The sequence below is a fragment of the Streptomyces sp. NBC_00353 genome (assembly GCF_036108815.1).
Lineage (GTDB): Bacteria > Actinomycetota > Actinomycetes > Streptomycetales > Streptomycetaceae > Streptomyces.
In genome coordinates, this window is record NZ_CP107985.1 from 8875538 (window position 1) to 8893562 (window position 18025).

The window sequence follows — 18025 nt, forward strand, 5'->3', positions numbered from 1 at the left end:
CCCCGAGGCGGGGCCGTCACTCGGTTGTGGCCGTGAATTCATGTTTTAAGTGGATATAAAGAGAAAAGCGTTTCACTGCTCGCCGGCCGCTTCGTGTCGCCGACGCCCAGCCGTGGGGTGAGCCTGGAGAAGGGTCAGCACTGCGAGCGGAAGGAACCCCGGTGAACAGCACACAGGCGCAGGCGGAGGAGAACCGGTACGGCAAGGAGGTGGCGGTTGCCATCAGCGGATGCTCGAAGGACGACGCACGCATGGTCTTCGACGTGCTGCGGGCCGCCTTCACCACCGACCGGGCCTCGGTGGACGTACCGCAGGACCTGGGGGGGAAGCGACCCACCGTATGGAACGTGACCGTCGACGTGTCCGAGGCGAGGGTGGTCTCGGGCCCCATCTCGATCGGCGAGCCCGTGACGCTCGATGTACAGGGCGGCTACTGGGCGGTCGACGAGCTCAGGAGGCACCTGGCGGACGCCTTCACGGTGCGGGTGGTCGGAACGGTCTCCGGCGACCAGGAGGAGGAGGTGCGTCTGCGGGTGGAGAGCCGGTGAGGCGCGTACCCGTGCCCGGAGTCGGCGCAATGCACCGGGAGGCCGCTGTGCATCTGGTACAAAACAGCCAAAAGCCACGGCTCTGAGAGGTGCGAACGGGTGGAACACGCGAGCGGGCGGGAGGACGGTGCGGGAAATCCGGAGGCGGCCCCTCACTGTTCGACGCTGACGCTGCACATCAACGGAACCGAACGGACCCTGTCGCTCGACCACCGCACCACCGTCCTGGACGTGCTGCGTGAGCACCTCGGCCTCACCGGAGCGAAGAAGGGCTGCGATCACGGCCAGTGCGGGGCGTGCACCGTCATCGTCGACGGCCGGCGCGCCAACAGTTGTCTGCTGCTCGCCGTCGCACACGACGGGGCCGCGATCACCACCGTCGAGGGGCTCGCCGACGGGGACGGGCTGCATCCCATGCAGGAAGCCTTCCTGGCCCGGGACGCCCTGCAGTGCGGATACTGCACCCCCGGCCAGATCTGCTCGGCGGTGGGCATGCTCGACGAAGCGGCCGACGGCTTCCCGTCCCACGCCACCGAAGCAGGTCGGCCTGCCGCCGCCCCGGCCCGGCTCACTGCCCCCGAGATCCGTGAGCGGATGAGCGGCAACCTGTGCCGCTGCGGTGCGTACCCCCGTATCGTCGAAGCGATCCAGGACGTGGCTCCGTGAAGCCGTTCGAATATCTGCGTGCCCGCACCACCGCCGAGGCGGTCCGCGCGAGCACCGGCCGCCCCGGGGCCGTGTTTCTCGGCGGAGGCACCAATCTGGTCGACCTGATGAAGCTGGGTGTGGCCACCCCCGACCTGCTCATCGACGTCAGTGGGCTGCCCCTGGACCAGGTGGCGGACACGGCCGACGGCGGCCTGCGCATCGGCGCGACCGTACGCAACAGCGACCTGGCCGCCCATCACGCCGTGCGTACCCGCTACCCCGCCCTGTCGCAGGCGCTGCTCTCCGGGGCCTCCGGGCAGCTCCGGAACACCGCCACGACCGGCGGAAACCTGCTGCAGCGCACCCGCTGCCCGTACTTCCAGGACACCTCGAAGCCCTGCAACAAACGGGTACCGGGCACCGGCTGCCCCGCCCGCGAAGGCGCCCACCGGGAGCTCGCCGTCCTCGGCCACTCCACGGACTGCGTCGCCACCCAACCGTCGGACATGGCCGTCGCCCTGGCTGCTCTGGACGCCGTGGTCCAGCTGCACGGACCGGACGGCGAACGCTCCGTACCCGTCACCGACTTCCACCGGCTGCCGGGGGACACACCCGAGCGCGACACGGTGATCCGGCCGGGCGAGCTGATCACCGAGGTGCTGCTGCCGCCTGCTCCCGACGGCGCGGTCTCCCTCTACCGCAAGGCCCGCGACCGCGCCTCGTACGCCTTCGCCCTCGCCTCCGTCGCCGAGGTCGTCACCGTCCGCGGCGGCCGGATCCAGCACGCCGCGCTGGCCTTCGGCGGGCTCGCCCACCGCCCGTGGCGCGCCCGGGCCGCGGAAGAGATCCTGCGGGGCGCCACCGTCACCGACGACACCTTCACCCGAGCCGTGGACGCCGAACTCGCGGCCGCGCGGCCGTTGCGCGACAACGCGTTCAAGGTGGAGCTCGCCCGCAGTCTGGCCGTCGACGCCCTGGCCGCACTCACCGCCCCCGCCTGAGAACGTGAGGACTCCTGCCATGAGCCAGGCCCCCCAGCCGCTGGGCAGCCCCGTGGTCCGCCGTGAGGGCCGGGACAAGGTCACCGGCGCCGCCCGCTACGCCGCCGAGCACACCCCGCCCGGCTGTCTGTACGCCTGGCCCGTACCCGCCACCGTCGTACGCGGCCGGATCACGGCGATCCATACCGACGAGGCACTCGCCCTGCCCGGCGTGCACACTGTCCTCACCCATGAGAACGCCCCGAAGCTGAAACAGTCCGACGACCCCGCCCTCGCCGTCCTCCAGGACGACCGGGTCCCGCACCGGGGCCGGCAGGTGGCGCTCGTGCTGGCCGACACTCTCGAGGCGGCGCGGGCAGGAGCAGAAGCCGTCCGGATCGAGTACGAGAGTGCCGGACACGATGTCCGGCTCACCGAGGATCACCCGGGCCTGTACACACCGCAGACGGTGAACGGTGGATACCCGGCCGTCCGCGAACGCGGCGACTTCGACCGCGCCTTCGCCGTGTCCCCCGTACAGGTCGACGTCACGTACACACTCGGGCCCCTGCACAACCACCCCATGGAACCGCACGCCTCCACCGCCCACTGGGCGGACGACGGGCAGCTGACCGTGTACGACTCCAGCCAGGGCACCGGAACGGTCCGCGACACCCTGGCCACCGTCTTCGGGCTCCGGCCCGATCAGGTCACGGTCGTCTCCGAACACGTCGGCGGCGGTTTCGGCTCCAAAGGCACCGCGCGCCCACAGGCCGTCCTCGCCGCCATGGCCGCGCGCCACACCGGGCGCCCCGTCAAACTCGCCCTGCCGCGGCGCGAGTTGCCCGCCGTCGTGGGGCACCGCGCGCCCACCGTGCAACGCGTCAGACTCGGCGCGGAGTTCGACGGCACCCTCACCTCGCTCGCCCACGAGATCGTCACCCACACCTCCACGGTCAAGGAGTTCGTGGAACAGGCGGCCGTGCCGGCCCGCACGATGTACTCGTCCGGGCACAGCCGTACGGTCCACCGGGTGGCCGCCCTGGACGTACCCAGCCCTTCATGGATGCGCGCACCCGGCGAGGCCCCCGGTATGTACGCGCTGGAGTCGGCCATGGACGAGCTCGCGGTGGCCCTCGGTATCGACCCCGTCGAACTGCGTCTGCGCAACGACCCCGCGTACGAACCCGACACCGGCCGTCCCTTCAGCAGCCGCGGCCTCGCCGCCTGCCTGGAGGAGGGTGCCGCACGGTTCGGCTGGTACGACCGCGACCCGCGCCCCGCGGTCCGCACCGAAGGCCCACTGCTGCTCGGTACGGGCGTCGCCTCCGCCACGTACCCCGTGTACATCGCCGGCTCCAGCGCCTCGGCGCACGCAGCCGCCGACGGCACCTACCGCATCAGGATCAACGCCACCGACATCGGCACCGGCGCCCGCACCGTCCTTGCGCAGATTGCCGCGTCCGTGCTGGACACCCCCGTGGCCGACGTCCGGATCGACATCGGCAGCAGCGCACTGCCCGAAGCGCCGCTGGCCGGCGGTTCCGCGGGTACGGCCTCCTGGGGCTGGTCCGTGCACAAGGCGTCCACCGCCCTGGTACGACACCTGCGGGAGCGCAGCGGCCCCCTTCCCGACGAGGGCGTCACGGTCACCGCAGACACCGCGGAGGATACGGCGGTGGAATCCCCGTACGCACGGCATGCGTTCGGTGCGCACTTCGCCGAAGTCGCCGTCGACACCCGCACCGGTGAGGTCCGGATGCGCCGCATGCTCGGCGTCTTCGCCGCCGGACGCATCCTCAACTCCCGTACCGCACGCTCCCAGTTCATCGGCGGCATGATCATGGGGCTCGGCATGGCACTGACCGAGGGCAGCACGATCGACCCCGTCTTCGGCGACTTCACACAGAACGATCTCGCCTCCTACCATGTGCCCGTCTGCGCCGACGTCCCGCAGATCGAGGCGCACTGGATCGACGAGGACGACCCGCATCTCAACCCGATGGGCAGCAAGGGCATCGGTGAGATCGGCATCGTGGGCGCCGCGGCCGCTCTCGGCAACGCGGTGCGGCACGCGACCGGCGCCCGGCTGCGCAGCCTCCCGCTCACACCGGACAAGCTGCTCCCGTATCTGCCGTGAAGGCAGGTGCAGGGCGGTCACGCTCCGTGGCGACATCACAGGCTCGCTCGCCTTCGTGTTGCGCAACCGGTCCCACCGGGTCACCCTAAGGAGTGACCTAATAGTGACATCTGCTCACTCTTCGTATTCGGGGGTCGTTGGTTCAACGAGGCGAAGCAGATGGGCCTGGACGTGAGGAGCCTCGACGATGACCGTTCCACTCGACCGGCATTATCTGGTCGAACTCCAGGTATCGGAAGAGCGCGTTTCGCAATTGCGACGCATAGTCGCTGCGCATCTGCGCCACTGGAGTCTCGAACTCCACATCCGGCCGGTGTGCCGGGGTGTGGAGGAGCTGCTGACCAATGTCCACCGGCACGTCGGTGGCGACAACAAGTGCGTCGTCGAACTCCGCTGGTCAGGACGGCACCTCACGGTCTCCGTCGCCGACAACAGCTCCGAGATGCCGCGACTGCTCAGCAGCGGCGGCGGTGGTCTCAGCCGTGTCATGGCCCTCAGCCACAGCTGGGGCACCTGCCGGACCCTCGACGGCAAAGTGGTCTGGTTCACCCGCTACGCCGAGGCGCCGCGGAGCAGCGATCTGCTGCCGCGCGCACCCCTGCCCGGAGTACGTGAGTTCCTGCTGCCGCCGGCCTCCGAGCCGTCCGAACACTCCGAGCCCGCCCTCGTCTGAGGCGGGCCCCGGCGGCCGGCCCCGACGACAGGGGCGGCGGGGATCCCTGCCCGGACCGGTACCCGAGTCCCTACGCGAAGAAGCCTGCTCCGCCCACCGGCGCGGATGACGTGCACAGCGCACGCATGGTCCGCGCCGGTCGGTTGCCCGCACCGGGGCCCGCGTTGCGCGACGGGGCGTCCCGCGGCACGGTCGAAGAATCCGAGGCAAGGAGACCACAGTCATGCCCATCGCGACGGTCAACCCGGCGAACGGCGAGACCCTCAAGACGTTCGAGGCACTGGGGGCGGCGGAGATCGAGTACCGGCTCGCGACCGCGGACACCACCTTCCGGGAGTACCGCACCACCGCATTCGGTGAACGGGCCCGGCTGCTCAACCAGGCCGCCGACCTGCTCGACGCGGACCAGCAGGACATCGCCCGCACCATGACCACCGAAATGGGCAAGCCCGTCAGAGCGGCCCGCGCGGAGGCCGCGAAATGCGCCAAGGCCATGCGCTGGTACGCGGCCAACGCCGAAAAACTCCTCGCGGACGAGCACCCGCCGGCCGACGACGTACGCGACGCCGGAGCCTCCCGGGCCTATGTCCACTACCGTCCGCTGGGCCCGGTCCTCGCCGTGATGCCGTGGAACTTCCCGCTGTGGCAGGTCGTACGGTTCGCAGCCCCCGCACTCATGGCGGGCAACGTCGGCCTGCTCAAGCACGCGTCGAACGTCCCGCAGACCGCGATGTACCTGGAGGGCCTGTTCCGCCGGGCGGGCTTCCCGCCCGGCTGCTTCCAGACGCTGCTGGTGGGAGCGGGAGCGGTCGAGTCGATCCTGCGTGACCGCCGCGTCGTCGCCGCCACCCTCACCGGCAGTGAGCCGGCCGGCCGCTCGGTCGCGTCGATCGCGGGCGACGAGGTCAAGCACACCGTGCTGGAACTGGGCGGCAGCGACCCGTTTCTCGTCCTGCCGTCGGCCGACATCCAGCAGGCCGCCCGCACGGCGGTGACCGCCCGGGTCCAGAACAACGGGCAGTCCTGCATCGCCGCCAAGCGGTTCATCGTGCACACCGACGTGTACGACGAGTTCGCCGAGCGGTTCACCGCGGGCATGAAAGATCTGACGGTCGGTGACCCGCAGCAGGAGACCACCGACATCGGCCCACTCTCCAGTGAACAGGGCCGCGCCGACCTGGAGGAGCTGGTGGACGACGCCGTACACCAGGGCGCCACCGCACTGTGCGGTGGCAGCCGGCCCACCGGCCTGGGTGCGGAGCTGGAGCGCGGCTGGTTCTACACCCCCACCGTCCTCAGCGGGATCACCCCCGCCATGCGGATCCACCGTGAGGAGACCTTCGGCCCGGTCGCCACGCTGTACCGCGTCGAGGACCTGGACGAAGCCGTGACCCTCGCGAACGACAGTCCGTTCGGCCTCAGCTCCAACGTGTGGACGCGCGACGCCGACGAGAGCCGTCAGTGCGTGCGTGACCTGCAGGCCGGCGGTGTCTTCTTCAACGGCATGACCGCTTCCCACCCCGCGCTGCCGTTCGGCGGGGTGAAGCGCTCCGGTTACGGGCGGGAGCTGGCCGGTCACGGCATCCGTGAATTCTGCAATGCCACGACGGTCTGGTACGGCCCCGAGCCGGACGGAAGCGGCTCCGCGTAGCCGCCACCGCCCGGCGACGGCGAGGGCTCAGCGGCCGACTGCCTTGGCCAGCTGGGCCTTTGTCATGGTCGAGCGGCCCTTCACGTTCTTCCTTCTGGCCTCTTCGTAGAGCTGGTCGCGGGTGGGGTCTTCTGCTCCGTCGTGGGCATGCAGTTCGGCGCGCCGCAGGGACGAGAGGTCGTGGACCAACGTACGGCTCGCGGTCGTCGGCTCACCGGAGCGGGCGTGCTCGGTGTTCGCCGTGCGCGCCGCGATCTCCTCTGCCCGCTCCTCGCTCACTCCGAGCTCCTGCGCGCTCTCCTTGATGTGCTCGTACTGCCGCTCGCGCCTGGGACTGGATCCGCGTGGCATGGTGCGGTCACTTCCTCTCCGTGGCCTCCGTGCCCGACGAGGGACGGTCCGGGGTGCACTACCCAGTGTCCCAGTGGCACCCGGGGCCCGCATCGGACCACGGTGCCCGGCGGCCGTCCGTGTGTTCTTCCAGCCGCCCGGTGTACGTGTCCGTCGGCGGCAGCCCGGCCGCACCGCCGCCGAGCGTTCGACGGCGGTGCGGCCCCTGCCGCCGAGGGTCACCCGTTCGGGTGCGCGACGGGACGCGATTCACGTGATTCGGTGGGTCAATTCATACCGTTTGATCCTAATATGGGCGAGCTGATCGGTTCCGGAGTGCGGAGGTATGCGCGATGTCCACCCTCACCGTGTGGAAGTTCCAGTCCGCCGAGGGCGCGGAGGACGTGGAGAACACACTGAAGGCCCTCCAGAAGGAGGGGCTGATCAAGATCCTCGACGCCGCGGTGGTCAGCTGGCCGACCGACAAGGCGAAGCCGAGAACGAAGCAGTTGCTCAACCTGGTGGGCGCCGGCGCCCTGAGCGGCACGTTCTGGGGGATGCTCTTCGGGCTGATCTTCCTCATGCCGTTGCTGGGCGCGGCCATCGGCGCGGCGGCCGGGGCGCTGGGCGGCAAGCTCGCCGACGTCGGCATCGACGACGACTTCATCGCGGAGGTCAAGAAGCAGGTGACGCCCGGAACTTCGGCCCTGTTCCTGCTCACCACGAACGAGGTGCCCGACCGGATCAGCGACGCGCTTCCCGGCGGCGGCGCCGAGCTTCTCCACAGCAACCTGGACACCCTCAGCGAGGCCCGGCTCCGCGAGATCTTCGGCGAAGACGCCGAGTGATCCGGTGCCTTCCGCCCGTCCAGCCGTATCCCCCTGACTCTCTTTTCCGAGCAGACCCGGAGTGTCCGTGAACCAGCCCAGCCCTCTGCGACGCGCCCTCGGCGGCCGCACGGCCCGCAGTCTGACCCCCGCCGTGCTGGCCGTGGTGCTCGCGGCGGGCGCCGCCGCCTGCAACTCCGGTGGAACGTCGCCGGGAACGGCCAGGAGCACCCGTACGGTGTCCCCGGAGCCGCACAAGTCGCCCTCCGCGAGCCCCTCGCCGCGTACCCAGACCGACTTCGAGGCCTCGGTCTCCGCCGAGCTCGAGCGCAGTCGGCAGAAAGCCACCCAGCAGCTCGCAGGGGTCAAGGGACAGGGCAACGCGATCAAGGAGGTTTCGGTGAGCGGGCTGCCGGTCGCGACGGGCGAGCAGTTCCGCAGCGCACTGGTCCGCGTCACCAACCCGACCAACAAGGCCGCTTTCTACGCCGTCCGGGTGGAGTTCGTCGACGCATCGGGGAAGGTGCTCGATGCGGTGGTGCTCGGCTTCCCGGACGCCCCGCCCGGCCGGACGGTCAGCGAACACGCGAACAGCCGTAAGGCGGCCGGCGTCAAGACGTTCCCCCGGATCGCCCAGGCCGAGCGCAGCTGACGGCCGGGGGCGAGGTGAGCTCCGCGGCCGGTGCGGTGACGGATGCGCTGTGTGAACTGCGAACCCGGTTCGTCGGTGTGCGCGACGGCGAACCGGCCGACTACATCCCGCAGTTGGCCATGGCCGACCCGGAGGCCTTCGGGCTGGCCCTGATCAGCATGGACGGCCATCGCTACAGCACGGGCGAGACCGACGTCCCGTTCACCATGCAGTCCGTCTCGAAACCCTTCGTCTATGCCCTCGCGCTGTCCGAACTCGGACTCGACGGCGTGTCCCGGTGGGTGAACGCCGAGCCCAGTGGCGAGGCATACAACGCCATCAGCCTGGAACCCGGCACCGGCCGGCCGGACAACGCCATGGTCAACGCCGGTGCGATCGTCACCACCGCGCTGATTCCCGACACCGCCGACGCCCCGAGGTTCGACCGCATCCTCGACTGTCTGAGCCGGTTCGCCGGCCGGCAGCTGGACGTCGACGAGGCGGTGTACGCCTCCGAGGTCGCCACCGGCGATCGCAACCGCGCACTCGCCTATCTCATCCGCAGTGCGGGCCCGCTGCCGGTCGACCCGGTGGGAGCCGTGGAGACGTACTTCCGGCAGTGTTCGGTACGCGTCACCACGCTGGATCTGGCCGCCATGGCCGCGACCCTCGCCAACGGCGGTGTGAACCCGCTCAACGGTGACGTGGTCGTCGAGGAACCGGTCGCTGCGCAGGTGCTCGCCGTGATGGCGACCTGCGGTATGTACGACGTCTCGGGCGACTGGCTGCTGCGGGTGGGGCTGCCGGCCAAGAGCGGGGTGTCCGGCGGCCTGATCGCCGCGGGTCCGGCCCGGTTCGGCCTGGCTGCCTACAGCCCGCGGCTGGATCCGACCGGTACATCGGTCCGCGGGCGCATCGCGCTGCGGGCGCTGTCGGAACGGCTCGGCCTGCATCTGATGCACAATCCGGCGCTCGCCGCCTCGACCGTCACCCTGGTCACCACTGCCGACGATCTGCCGTCGGCCCCGACGGAGGAGCAGGAACGCGCCCTGCGGGAACAGGTGGCGGTCGTCGCCGCGCAGGGCGCCCTCGACTTCACCGCGGCGGAACGCGTGCTGTACGCGCTCGACGAGTCCGGGCCGGAGGAGACCGCCTCCGTGGTGCTGGATCTGCGGCAGGTGACCGGTATCGACACGGTGGCGAGGTCGATGCTGCGCTCCGGACTGGCCCGGCTCACGGAGGGCGGCCGGCGCACGGCCGTGGTCGACCCGGCCGGCCACCTCGGAGTGACGGGAGGCGACCCGGCGGCCCCCCGGCGCTTCACCTCCCGCGAGGAGGCCGTCGAGCGCGCTGCGCGGGAGGCGGGCCGCCCGACGGCCTGACGGCACCGGACCGCGCTGCTACCAGATGGCCTCGACCCACTCGGGGTGGTCGATGAACGGGTTCCTGTTGTGCTGGTACTGGTCGAATATGACGTCGTTGCGCCGCTCCTCGAAGGAGTCCGGCGGGTCCTCCTGGCTCCACTGCTTCAGTACGGAGAGCCTGCCGATGTTCGGCGCGGAGCCGTTGTCCACCTGGTCGTTCGGTTCGAGGTCGGCGAAGGCATCGTCGCCCTCGTACCGCACCGCCATGTAGAGGATCATGCGGGCGACGTCGCCCTTGACCGCGTCGCGCGGTTCGAAGGAGTCGCTGTCGGTGTAGTTGCCCGCTGCCCCGCTCACTGCGGTGCCGCCGTTGTCGAAGTCCTTGTTGCCCCGGATGGAGTTGACCGTGACGTCCTCGGGGCGCAGGTGGTGGATGTCGGTGCCGGGTCCGGTGCTGGTGCCGAAGTCGCCGTGGGACTTGGCCCAGACGTGCTCGCGGTTCCACTGGCCGACGGCGCCGCCGTTGTCGCTCTTGGGTTCGGAGCGCCCGGTGTAGAGGAGGATCACGTTCGAGGAGTTGGCGGGGTCCTGGTCGGTGTTCTTGAGCGCGTCCCAGACCTGGCTGTACGAGATCTTCGTCTGCACGCTGATGATCGAGTGGAGGGCGCTCTTGAGCTGCGTTCCGGTCTTGCCGAGCGCGTCCTGGTAGTACGTGTCGTCGAGCGTGGCGAGCGGCGTCGTGGCCACCGGTGTGGTCCGGGGTGCGACCGGCGCGGCGGGTGCGGCGGCCGCGGTGCCGGCGAGTACCGCGAAGGCGGCGACGGTGGCCAGCAGTGGGCGCCGGTAGGGAAGATGACGACGGGACATGTGGGGTGTCCTCTCCGGAAAAACAGGCACCGCGGCGCCGTCACGGGGTGGGGGGCGGTGCCGCGGTGTTCGTGTGTGGTACGTGGTCAGCGGGAGCCTTCCACACGCACGGTGACCGAGGTGTGAACGCTGTGTACCTATCATGTGCAGGTCAAGCGGGCTCTCGGATGCGGTCCTGGAGCCGCAGGGCGAGAATTGCGGCAAGGACGAGGAGGCGGCATGAGCGAAGAGCCCGAATCCGTACCCGTATCCATGGCTCGGGGCGTGACCCCGGACAGCCTCTTGCACACCGGCGGGAGCGATCATCCGTCGGCCGAGGATCTGGTGCTCGCCTCCGGGCGGGACCTGACTCCGCAGAATCTTGAGTGGGCGGAGCGCCGACTGGCACGAGAGGGCCGGGCGGCGATGGAGAAGCAGCTGCCGTAGGCGGCCGGTGCGGCGGGGAGTGTGTGGGCGCTCCCCGTCGCTCGGCTAGCCTGAATGCACAATGAACCGTTTGACGACGTCACAGGGCGGGTTCGACCTCGCCCGCTTCCCCGAGCACCCGCGCGACCCGTTCCGCGCCTGGGACGCTGCCGACGAATATCTGCTGCGGCAGCTGGAGGGGATCGATGGAGCAGAGCCGGTCGACCTGTCCGGCGCCGTGGTCGTGGTGGGCGACCGCTGGGGTGCGCTGACCACCGTGCTGGCCGGGCACCGCCCGGTACAGATCACCGACTCGTACCTCGCGCAGCGCGCCACCCTGGCGAACCTCGCCCGCAACGGTGACGACCCGGACACCGTACGTCTCCTGTCGGCCAGGGACACGCCACCGGAGCGGATCGACGTCCTCCTCGTGCGCGTCCCGAAGAGTCTGGCGCTCCTGGAGGACCAGCTGCACCGGCTCGCCCCTGCCGTGCATGCCGGCACCGTCGTCATCGGCACCGGCATGGTGAAGGAGATCCACACCTCCACCCTCAAACTGTTCGAGCGGATCATCGGCCCCACCCGCACCTCCCTCGCGGTCAAGAAGGCCCGACTGATCTTCTGCACCCCCGACCCGGCCCTGGCCCGCACCCCCAGCCCGTGGCCGCACCGCTACGACCTGCCCGAAGGTATCGGCGCCGTCTCCGGCCGGACCGTCGTCAACCACGCCGGGATCTTCTGCGCCGAGCGCCTCGACATCGGCACCCGCTTCTTCCTGAACCATCTGCCCGAGCGCAGCGGCCGGGACCGCATCGTCGACCTGGGCTGCGGAAACGGGGTCGTCGGCACCTCCGCAGCGCTCGCCAACCCCGAAGCGACGGTGACCTTCATCGACGAGTCGTACCTGGCGGTCGCCTCGGCCGAGGCGACGTTCCGGGCCAACCTCGGGACGGACGCGGTGGCCGACTTCCTGGTCGGGGACGGGATGGCGGACGTACCGCCGGGCAGTGTCGACCTGGTGCTCAACAACCCGCCGTTCCACTCGCACCAGGCGACCACCGACGCCACGGCCCGGACCATGTTCCACGGGGCACGTACCGCGCTGCGGCAGGGCGGCGAACTGTGGGTCGTCGGCAACCGGCATCTCGGGTACCACACCCAGTTGCGCCGCACCTTCGGCAACTGCACCACCGTCGCCGGTGACCCCAAGTTCGTCGTGCTGAGGGCCGTCAAGCGCTGACCGACGGACGGGGCCCCCATGGCCCTTCCGGATTCTTGCAACACGTTCTACTGTGTGCGCCGCCGCACACGGGCGACGCGACCGCGAGACTCCTGGAGGGGCCGTGCACCTCGAATACACGCCTGAGCAGCAGCAGTTGCGCGCCGAGCTGCGCACGTACTTCGCCGGACTCGTTCCCGACAACGCCTACAGCAGGTACGACGACCCCGCCGCCCAGAAACGCTTCTACCGCGAGACGATCCGCCGCCTCGGCGCCGACGGCTGGCTCGGCGTCGGCTGGCCGGCGGAGTACGGCGGACGCGGCCTGTCCCCGATGGAACAGTTCATCTTCTTCGACGAGGCCGCTCAGGCAGGCGTGCCGCTGCCACTGATGGCCCTCAACACCGTCGGCCCGACGATCATGCAGTTCGGCACGGACGAACAGAAGGCATACTTCCTGCCGAAGATCCTGGCCGGCGAGATCGACTTCGCGATCGGCTACAGCGAACCCGACGCCGGCACCGACCTGGCCGCCCTCAAGACGCGGGCCGTACGCGACGGCGACGAGGCCACCGGCCACTACACGGTCAACGGTCAGAAGATCTGGACGACCAACGGCGACACCGCCGACTGGGTCTGGCTCGCCGTCCGCACCGACCCCGACGCCCCGCCCCACAAGGGGATCACGATGCTGCTGGTCCCGACCGGCGACCCCGGCTACTCCTGCACCCTGATCAACACCCTCGCCTCGCACGACACCACCGCCAGCTACTACGAGAACATCCGTGTCCCCGCCTCCCGCCGCGTCGGCGACGAGAACAAGGGGTGGCGGCTCATCACCAACCAGCTCAACCACGAACGCGTCACCCTCGCCGCCCACGGCACCATGGGCATCCGCGCCCTGCACAACGTGCAGCGCTGGGCCACCGACACCGAGCTGGCCGACGGGCGCCGGGTCATCGACCTCGGCTGGGTCCGCACCCGACTCGCCCGCACCCACACCCGGCTCGACGCCATGAAACTCCTCAACTGGCAGATGGTCTCCGCCGTCCAGGAGGGCACCCTCACCCCGCAGGACGCCTCCGCCGTCAAGGTCTACGGCTCCGAGGCGCGCCGTGACGCCTACGCCTGGCTGATGGAGGTCGTCGGCTCGGCCGGACCGCTCAAGGAGGGCTCGGCGGGCGCCGTCCTGCACGGCGAACTCGAACGCGGCTACCGGTCCGCCGTCATCTTCACCTTCGGTGGCGGCAACAACGAGATCCAGCGGGAAATCATCTCGTGGATCGGTCTGGGGATGCCGCGCGTGCGCCGCTGACCGGCGGCGTGTGACGAGAAATTCTGGTTGGCCGGTTGGCCCGCCCCGCTTTTTCAGCGCATCTCTGCCCGGAACGCCACCGGAGTCGTCCCGGTGTGCTGATGGAAGAACTTCGAGAAGTTGGCCGCGTCGGGAAAACCCACGGAGGCACCGATGCGGCCGATCGGCATGTCCGTGTGGGCCAGTAGACGCATGGCCTCGAGGACGACGCGTTTGTCGATGAAGCCCTTGGGGGTCCTGCCGGTAGCCGCGCCCACCGCGCGGACGAGGGTGCGGCGGGAGTAGCCGAGGGCGTCCGCGTACGCGCTGACGCTGTGGTTGGTGGCGAAGCCCTTCTCGACCGCGTCCCGGAAGCGGGTGAAAGTGGTGTCGGTCTGCTCGTGTGCCGTCTTGGCAGAACTCGCCGCGAGGTGGGCCAGGCGGAGCAGGAACGCGGTCAGGGAGTGCCGGAGCACCGCGGTGTGGAGACTGAGCGGCAGCGTGGTCGTGTCGACGTACTCGCGTTCCAGTTGGGCGAGGGACTGCTCGAGGGCGGCGAGCTGGTGCGCGTCGGGGCGCAGGAGCGGGGGCTGGTCATAGCGGTACAAGCCCGTCGCCTCCACGGTCGCCCGGGGCAGGAAGCCGGGCTGCATGGTCAGGACGGTGCCGCGGTACGCGGCCGTGGGGGAGAAGCGGTGCACCTGGCCCGGGCGGATCCATAGGAGATCGCCGGCGGAGGCCTCGTACTCGGCGAAGTCGATCATGTGTCTGACGGGGCCGCCGTGGAACAGCATCACCACGTGGAAGTCGACGCGGTGCACGCGCTCCAAAGGCGCGTCCGCATGCCAGGTGCGGCCCGGCCCCATGGGTCCGACCTGCATGCCCACGCCGCAGACGCTCAGGCTCGTGGGGAAGGGAAAGGTCTTGATCCCTCCACTCTCTTGGGTCGTTTTGTCTGTCATATCCCTCTCGCGTCGCATCGGTCCCGCACTCGCTGTCCCACTTTCACCGAAGGCTGACACAGGGGCACCTTCCCCAGCAAAAGTCATACTTTTAGGTTTGAACGCATCAGAGCAGCAAACCGGCTCCTATCGAGGACTTCTTGAAGATGAGCACGCAGACACCTGACGGCTTTCCCGACGGCTTCGAGTGGACCGAACTCGACCGCCGTGCCGTCGACACCGCCCGCCTTCTGGCGGCCGATGCCGTACAGCAGGTCGGAAACGGCCACCCGGGCACCGCGATGAGTCTGGCGCCGGCCGCGTACACCCTCTTTCAGAAGGTGATGCGGCACGACCCGGCCGACCCGGAGTGGACCGGCCGCGACCGCTTCGTTCTCTCCCCGGGCCACACCTCGCTGACCCTGTACACCCAGCTCTTCCTTTCCGGGTACGAGCTGGAACTGGACGATCTGAAGGCGTTCCGGACGCACGGTTCGAAGACGCCCGGTCACCCTGAGTACGGGCACACGGCGGGTGTCGAGACGACCACCGGTCCGCTCGGTCAGGGTGTCGCCAACGCCGTGGGCATGGCGATGGCGGCTCGCTACGAGCGCGGCCTGTTCGACCCCGAGGCGCCGGAGGGCGATTCTCCCTTCGACCACACCATCTGGGCGATCGTCTCGGACGGCGACCTGGAGGAGGGTATCTCCGCCGAGGCCTCGTCCCTCGCGGGTCACCAGAAGCTCGGCAACCTCGTCTTCGTCTACGACGACAACCACATCTCCATCGAGGGCGACACGGCAACCGCCTTCTCCGAGGACGTCCTGAAGCGGTACGAGGCGTACGGCTGGCACGTCCAGCGGATCGAGCCCTCGGCCGACGGCGACATCGACGTCCGAGCGCTGTACGAGGCGCTGACCGCCGCCCGCGCCGAGACCGGGCGTCCCTCGATCATCGCGATGCGCACGATCATCGCTTGGCCTGCCCCGAACGCGCAGAACACCGAGGCCTCGCACGGCTCGGCGCTCGGCGCCGAGGAGATCGCGGCTACCAAGCGAGTCCTGGGCTTCGACCCGGAGCAGTCCTTCCAGGTGGAGCCCGAGGTACTGGCCCACGCTCGCGAGGCCCTCGACCGAGGCGCCGAGGCGCACGCCGCCTGGGACAAGCAGATCTCCGAGTGGCGCACCGCCGACCCCGAGCACGCCGAACTGTTCGACCGCGTCGTCGCCGGTCAGCTGCCCGAGGGCTGGGAGGCTGCTCTGCCGCAGTTCGAGGCGGGCACATCCGTCGCGACCCGTGCCGCGTCCGGCAAGGTGCTGCAGGCGCTCGGCGGTGTGATCCCCGAGCTGTGGGGCGGCTCCGCCGACCTCGCCGGCTCGAACAACACCACGATCGACGGGACCAGCTCCTTCCTGCCCGAGGGAAACCCGCTGCCGGAGGCCGACCCGTACGGCCGCACGGTCCACTTCGGCATCCGCGAGCATTCGATGGCCGCCGAGATGAACGGCATGGCGCTGCACGGCAACACCCGCATCTACGGCGGCACCTTCCTGGTCTTCTCCGACTACATGCGCAACGCCGTGCGCCTGTCCGCGCTGATGGAGCTTCCGGTCACGTACGTGTGGACCCACGACTCCATCGGCCTCGGCGAGGACGGCCCGACCCACCAGCCGGTCGAGCACCTGGCCTCGCTGCGCGCCATCCCCGGCCTGAACATCGTCCGCCCGGCCGACGCCAACGAGACCGTGATGGCCTGGGCCGAGATCCTCAGGCGGCACGCCACGAACCCGGCCCCGCACGGCCTCGCGCTGACGCGCCAGGGGGTGCCGACGTACGAGGCGAACCCCGAGACGGTGAAGGGGGGTTACATCCTCCGCGACTCCTCCGCCGAGACCCCTGACGTCATCCTCATCGCCACCGGCTCCGAGGTGCAGCTCGCCGTCGCGGCGCGTGAGCAGCTCGAGGCCGAGGGGGTCGGTACGCGTGTCGTGTCGATGCCGTCCGTCGAGTGGTTCGAGGAGCAATCCGCGGAGTACCGCGCGAGCGTGCTTCCGGCGTCCGTGAAGGCCCGTGTGGCGGTCGAGGCAGGGATCGGCCTGACCTGGTACCGGTACGTCGGTGACGCCGGACGCATCGTCTCCCTCGAGCACTTCGGTGCCTCCGCCGACGCCAAGACCCTGTTCGCCGAGTACGGCTTCACCGCCGAGAGCGTCGCCTCCGCCGCGCGGGAATCTCTCGCCGCCGCGCGTGGTTGATCAGGCCGCCAGAAAGAGGAGAATCACTGTGAGCAACACCGCCGAACCCCTCAAGGCCCTCTCCGAGGAAGGCGTTTCCATCTGGCTGGACGATCTGTCCCGCAAGCGGATCGCATCTGGCAATCTCGCCGAACTCATCGAGCGGAAGCACGTGGTGGGCGTCACCACCAACCCTTCGATCTTCCAGGCCGCCATCGGCTCCGGCGAGGGGTACGAGGAGCAGCTGGCCGACCTCGCCGTGCGCGGCGTCACGGTCGACGAGGCCGTCCGCATGATGACTACCGCCGACGTCCGCGCCGCTGCCGACATCCTGCGGCCCGTGTACGACGCGACCCGCGGCCGCGACGGCAGGGTCTCCATCGAGGTCGACCCGCGCCTCGCCCACGACACCGCGGCGACCGTCGCCGAGGCCAAGCAGCTCGGATGGCTGGTCGACCGCCCGAACGTGATGATCAAGATTCCGGCGACGAAGGCCGGGCTCCCGGCGATCACCGAGGTCATCGGCCTCGGCATCAGCGTCAACGTCACGCTGATCTTCTCGCTGGAGCGCTACCGCGAGGTCATGAACGCGTACCTGGCGGGCCTGGAGAAGGCGCAGGCATCAGGCATCGACCTGTCCACTGTTCATTCGGTCGCCTCGTTCTTCGTCTCCCGCGTCGACAGCGAGATCGACAAGCGCCTTGCGAAGGTCGGCACGGACGAGGCGCTCGCACTCAGGGGCAGGGCCGCGCTCGCCAACGCCCGTCTCGCATACGAGGCGTACGAGGGCGTCTTCGCCGCCGACCGCTGGACCGCCCTCGCCACAGCGAGCGCCAACAAGCAGCGTCCTCTGTGGGCCTCGACGGGCGTCAAGGAACCCGCGTACAAGGACACCCTGTACGTCGACGAGCTGGTCGCGCCCGGCACGGTCAACACCATGCCGGAGGCGACCCTCGAAGCCACCGCCGACCACGGCGACATCCACGGCGACTCGGTGACCGGCGGCTACGCCCAGGCCCGCGCCGATCTTGCAGCCGTCGAGCGGCTCGGGATCTCGTACGACGAGGTCGTGAAGCAGCTGGAGGACGAGGGCGTCTCGAAGTTCGAGGCGGCCTGGGAAGACCTGCTGGGTGTGGTCGCGACCTCGCTGAGCAGCACGGGAGTTGAGGGAGAATGAGTGAGCGCGAGACGCTTCCCGGTGGTGCCGCGCAGGATGCGCCCGCCGCGGCGGGCGGATCCGGTGACGCGGCCGTGGAACCGGGCGGCGTGACCG

17 protein-coding genes are annotated in these 18025 nt (G+C 69.9%); 14 read left to right on the plus strand and 3 right to left on the minus strand.

All coding sequences use genetic code 11. The features are described from left to right. Window positions 1–161: 161 nt before the first annotated feature. From OHA88_RS39950 to OHA88_RS39975, 6 genes are all read left to right on the plus strand, one after another. Window positions 162–548: a hypothetical protein gene (locus OHA88_RS39950; RefSeq protein WP_267006971.1), complete on the plus strand. Its 387-nt coding sequence runs from the start codon at window positions 162–164 to the stop codon at window positions 546–548. A gap of 99 nt (window positions 549–647) precedes the next feature. Then, entirely contained in the window at window positions 648–1214 is a 567-nt protein-coding gene (locus tag OHA88_RS39955) for a 2Fe-2S iron-sulfur cluster-binding protein (RefSeq protein ID WP_328629134.1), read from the plus strand. Beyond that, entirely contained in the window at window positions 1211–2197 is a 987-nt protein-coding gene (locus tag OHA88_RS39960) for an FAD binding domain-containing protein (RefSeq protein WP_328629135.1), read from the plus strand. The genes OHA88_RS39955 and OHA88_RS39960 overlap by 4 nt, the downstream gene beginning before the upstream one ends. A gap of 19 nt (window positions 2198–2216) precedes the next feature. Then, a complete protein-coding gene (locus OHA88_RS39965; RefSeq protein WP_328629136.1) occupies window positions 2217–4316 on the plus strand; it encodes a xanthine dehydrogenase family protein molybdopterin-binding subunit in 2100 nt (699 codons plus the stop codon). A gap of 187 nt (window positions 4317–4503) precedes the next feature. Continuing rightward, complete coding sequence (locus tag OHA88_RS39970) at window positions 4504–4989, plus strand: ATP-binding protein (protein ID WP_328629137.1); 486 nt, start codon at window positions 4504–4506, stop codon at window positions 4987–4989. 223 nt (window positions 4990–5212) lie between these two features. Then, window positions 5213–6640: an NADP-dependent succinic semialdehyde dehydrogenase gene (locus OHA88_RS39975; protein ID WP_328629138.1), complete on the plus strand. Its 1428-nt coding sequence runs from the start codon at window positions 5213–5215 to the stop codon at window positions 6638–6640. Window positions 6641–6667: 27 nt separating this feature from the next. Here OHA88_RS39975 and OHA88_RS39980 read toward each other — a convergent pair whose 3' ends face one another. Further along, window positions 6668–6991 (minus strand): plasmid stabilization protein, encoded by a 324-nt coding sequence (locus OHA88_RS39980; protein ID WP_328629139.1) that lies wholly within the window; start codon window positions 6989–6991, stop codon window positions 6668–6670. A gap of 332 nt (window positions 6992–7323) precedes the next feature. Here OHA88_RS39980 and OHA88_RS39985 point away from each other — a divergent pair, with 332 nt between their 5' ends. From OHA88_RS39985 to glsA, 3 genes are all read left to right on the plus strand, one after another. Then, window positions 7324–7818 (plus strand): DUF1269 domain-containing protein, encoded by a 495-nt coding sequence (locus OHA88_RS39985; protein WP_267006977.1) that lies wholly within the window; start codon window positions 7324–7326, stop codon window positions 7816–7818. Between the two features lie 67 nt (window positions 7819–7885). Continuing rightward, window positions 7886–8449, plus strand: coding sequence for a hypothetical protein (locus tag OHA88_RS39990; RefSeq protein WP_328629140.1), 564 nt, complete (start codon window positions 7886–7888; stop codon window positions 8447–8449). 14 nt (window positions 8450–8463) lie between these two features. Then, on the plus strand, window positions 8464–9810 hold the full coding sequence (glsA, locus tag OHA88_RS39995; RefSeq protein ID WP_328629141.1) for a glutaminase A: 1347 nt from the start codon (window positions 8464–8466) through the stop codon (window positions 9808–9810). Window positions 9811–9828: 18 nt separating this feature from the next. Here glsA and OHA88_RS40000 read toward each other — a convergent pair whose 3' ends face one another. Next, entirely contained in the window at window positions 9829–10659 is an 831-nt protein-coding gene (locus OHA88_RS40000; protein ID WP_328629142.1) for an endonuclease I family protein, read from the minus strand. Between the two features lie 219 nt (window positions 10660–10878). On the opposite strand from OHA88_RS40000, the gene OHA88_RS40005 reads away from it, so the two are divergent. The 3 genes from OHA88_RS40005 (at window position 10879) to OHA88_RS40015 (ending at window position 13598) form a co-directional block, all read left to right on the plus strand. Beyond that, the gene (locus OHA88_RS40005; RefSeq protein WP_267006981.1) at window positions 10879–11085 is read left to right on the plus strand and encodes a hypothetical protein; all 207 of its coding nucleotides are present in this window, start codon (window positions 10879–10881) and stop codon (window positions 11083–11085) included. 61 nt (window positions 11086–11146) lie between these two features. Next, window positions 11147–12304, plus strand: a complete 1158-nt coding sequence (locus OHA88_RS40010) for a methyltransferase (protein WP_327240716.1) — start codon at window positions 11147–11149, stop codon at window positions 12302–12304. Window positions 12305–12407: 103 nt separating this feature from the next. Then, complete coding sequence (locus OHA88_RS40015; RefSeq protein ID WP_328629143.1) at window positions 12408–13598, plus strand: acyl-CoA dehydrogenase family protein; 1191 nt, start codon at window positions 12408–12410, stop codon at window positions 13596–13598. Between the two features lie 53 nt (window positions 13599–13651). Here the strand turns inward: OHA88_RS40015 and OHA88_RS40020 are convergent, their stop codons facing one another. Next, window positions 13652–14539 carry a helix-turn-helix domain-containing protein gene (locus OHA88_RS40020; protein ID WP_328629144.1) on the minus strand — a complete coding sequence of 296 codons (888 nt, stop codon included), beginning with the start codon at window positions 14537–14539 and terminating at the stop codon, window positions 13652–13654. A 146-nt stretch (window positions 14540–14685) separates the two neighbouring features. Between OHA88_RS40020 and tkt the strand changes: the two genes are divergently transcribed. Together tkt and tal are read left to right on the plus strand one after the other, a co-directional pair. Continuing rightward, a complete protein-coding gene (tkt, locus tag OHA88_RS40025) occupies window positions 14686–16773 on the plus strand; it encodes a transketolase (RefSeq protein WP_328629145.1) in 2088 nt (695 codons plus the stop codon). Between the two features lie 22 nt (window positions 16774–16795). Then, window positions 16796–17929 (plus strand): transaldolase, encoded by a 1134-nt coding sequence (gene tal / locus OHA88_RS40030; protein WP_328629914.1) that lies wholly within the window; start codon window positions 16796–16798, stop codon window positions 17927–17929. The last annotated feature ends 96 nt before the right edge of the window (window positions 17930–18025 follow it).